The following is a 2,771-nucleotide window of genomic DNA, read 5'->3' on the forward strand; positions in this document are numbered from 1 at the left end:
AGTGATACGGCTATTGTTATTGATTGGGGTAATACCATTGATGAAGCCATCAACCATCAGGTACAGGCACTTTTCCAATGTTTTCAACAAGAAAAAAAAGATTTTATACGCGATGTTATTCCGGCCTATAGTAGCATTACCATCCTTTACAATCCGGTTGCTTTATGGAAACAGGGAATAGAAAATATAGAGGGGTATGTAAGGAATTTTGTGGAGGGTGTTTTGATAAACTGTACCAATAGGAAGGAGGTTGAACAGCCTATAGTACGAATTCCGGTTTGTTATGATCCGGCCGTAGCACCGGATTTAACTGCATTTTGTGCCGCAAAAAATATTACTGTAGCAACATTGATACAATGGCATAGCAATGAAATATACCGGGTCTTTATGTTAGGCTTTTTACCCGGTTTTGCCTATATGGGCACTGTTCCCGAAAGTTTGGCAATGCCGCGTAAAGCGCAACCTGCCAAACAAGTAGCTGCAGGTAGTGTAGGAATTGCAGGCCGCCAAACGGGTATTTATCCCTTTCATTCGCCGGGAGGCTGGCATATTATTGGCCAAACGCCAGAAGCCCTATTTCAACAAAACAGAAAGCAACCCGCACTGTTGCAACCCGGTAACCGGGTACAATTTGTGCCGATTGATATAGATACTTTTTATTCATTGAAACAAAACAAGAACACGTGTCTGTAGTTGTCATTAAACAGGGAATAGCCGATTCTATTCAGGATACCGGCCGATATGGCTGGCAATACCTCGGCATTAATCCCGATGGTGCCATGGACAAAACTGCCGCTGCCGTAGCAAATATTTTAGTGAACAATTCCCTGGAATGCCCGGTGATTGAAATGAGTTTCCCGGCTCCCGTTTTGCTATTTGAGCAGCAGGCATTGGTAGCGTTGAGTGGTGCCGATTTTTCTGCCTGGGTGAATGATGTACCCATTCCATTGAATACACCTTTTATCATTCAAAAAAATTGTGTGTTGCAATTTAAACAGGTAAAGTCTGGCGCTTGGTGTTATTTAGCTATTCATACTGGCTTTGCATTAGAATCATGGATGGGAAGTTTTAGTACCAATACCCTTGCCGGATGTGGCGGCTATAAAGGCCGCTATTTAAAAAAACACGATGAATTGCTGTTACAGGAATCAATAGATTACAGTGGTTTATTAGAGGGAAAAGATGTATTTATTTTTCATATTCAGGCCGATGCCAAACAATGGTATTTGCATACCGACGCAATACCTGTGATAGTGAGTAAAGATTGGAAAGATTTATCGACGCAGGCACAACAACTTTTTCTCAATAACACCTATACTGTTCAATCCAATAGCAACCGAATGGGTTATTATTTACAAAGTGAACCTATACAACTACATTTGCCTGTTACGGTATTATCTACTGCCGTTACCAATGGCACCATACAATTACTGCCTAACGGACAGTGCATTGTGTTAATGGCCGGGCATCAAACAACGGGCGGATACCCCATTCCTGCAACGGTGTGCAGCGCCGCTATACCTACATTGGCGCAAATAAGGCCGCATCAAACACTACGTTTTAAAAGCGTATCACTACATGAGGCACACCAACTCATGCAGCAACAACAACAATATTTACAGCAACTGCAGTATGCAGCGGCAGCAACACTCAACAAATTATTTACGGACTATGCTATCCATTGATTTGAATTGCGATTTGGGCGAAGGTATGAATACCGATGCCCTGCTGATGCCCTTTATTTCCAGTGCCAATATAGCCTGCGGATTTCATGCCGGAGATGCTGCCACCATGCGCAAAACGGTAGCATTGTGTTTGCAGTATGGGGTTGCCATTGGTGCCCATCCCGGCTTTAACGACAAAGCCAATTTTGGCAGAAAGCCCATACCGTTAACTGAACCGGAGTTATTGGTATTGATACAACAGCAAATAGAAGCATTACAGCAAATTTGCGAAGCAATGGAAACCTCCTTGCATCATATAAAACTGCATGGTGCATTGTATAATATGGCATCGGCTGATGTGGTACTGGCAGGACAGATAGCCAAAATATTGCATACTTTATACCCCAAATTAATCGTATATGCACTGAGTGGCAGTTATTTAATGGATGCCTGCAAGGATATAGGATTGCAAACCGCAGCTGAGGTATTTGCCGACAGAACTTATCAGGATAACGGCCAATTAACACCGCGTTCAGCACCTCAAGCACTCATTGAAACAACGGAGGCGGCTTTGCAGCAAGTATTAACAATGGTACAAAACAGGCAGGTAACAACCCTTTCGGGAAATAAAATATTCATTGCTGCCGATACGCTTTGCCTGCATGGTGATGGGGCACATGCAGTAGATTTTGCTAAAACCATTTATCATACACTCAAACAAAACGGCATTGACATCCAAACCCTCTAAAACAAGTACAGCCATTATTGGTGCGGCTTTTTTAATGGCAACATCGGCCATAGGGCCGGGATTTTTAACACAAACCACCGTGTTTACCAAGCAGTTGGGTGCGGCTTTTGCCTTTGTAATTGTAATTACTATTTTAATAGACATTGCCGTACAGCTCAATATCTGGCGTATGATTACCATGAGCCATTTACGGGCTCAGGATCTGGCCAATCAACTGTTTCCGGGTTTGGGTTATGTATTGGCAGCTATGATTGTATTCGGAGGCATTGCTTTTAATACCGGTAATATTGCCGGGGCAGGTTTAGGTATACAGGTATGTACCGGCTTACCCACCCCCATTGGTGCTGCCATCAGTGCAG

At 43.2% G+C, this 2,771-nt stretch carries 3 protein-coding genes and 1 pseudogene; all 4 read left to right on the forward strand.

The annotated features are described in order from the left end of the window. The coding region (pxpB, locus tag EO766_RS17995) for a 5-oxoprolinase subunit PxpB (RefSeq protein WP_287101766.1) at positions 1-693 on the forward strand (693 nt) is incomplete at its 5' end. Further along, on the forward strand, positions 684-1,685 hold the full coding sequence (locus EO766_RS18000; RefSeq protein WP_218331647.1) for a 5-oxoprolinase subunit C family protein: 1,002 nt from the start codon (positions 684-686) through the stop codon (positions 1,683-1,685). The genes pxpB and EO766_RS18000, both read left to right, overlap by 10 nt. Further along, positions 1,672-2,412 (forward strand): 5-oxoprolinase subunit PxpA, encoded by a 741-nt coding sequence (locus EO766_RS18005; RefSeq protein WP_218331650.1) that lies wholly within the window; start codon positions 1,672-1,674, stop codon positions 2,410-2,412. Before EO766_RS18000 ends, EO766_RS18005 begins: the two co-directional genes overlap by 14 nt. Next, positions 2,393-2,771: pseudogene (locus EO766_RS18010) on the forward strand (hypothetical protein); the annotation flags it as partial. The gene EO766_RS18005 and the pseudogene EO766_RS18010, both read left to right, overlap by 20 nt.

The organism is Hydrotalea sp. AMD (assembly GCF_004100315.1).
GTDB lineage: Bacteria > Bacteroidota > Bacteroidia > Chitinophagales > Chitinophagaceae > Hydrotalea > Hydrotalea flava.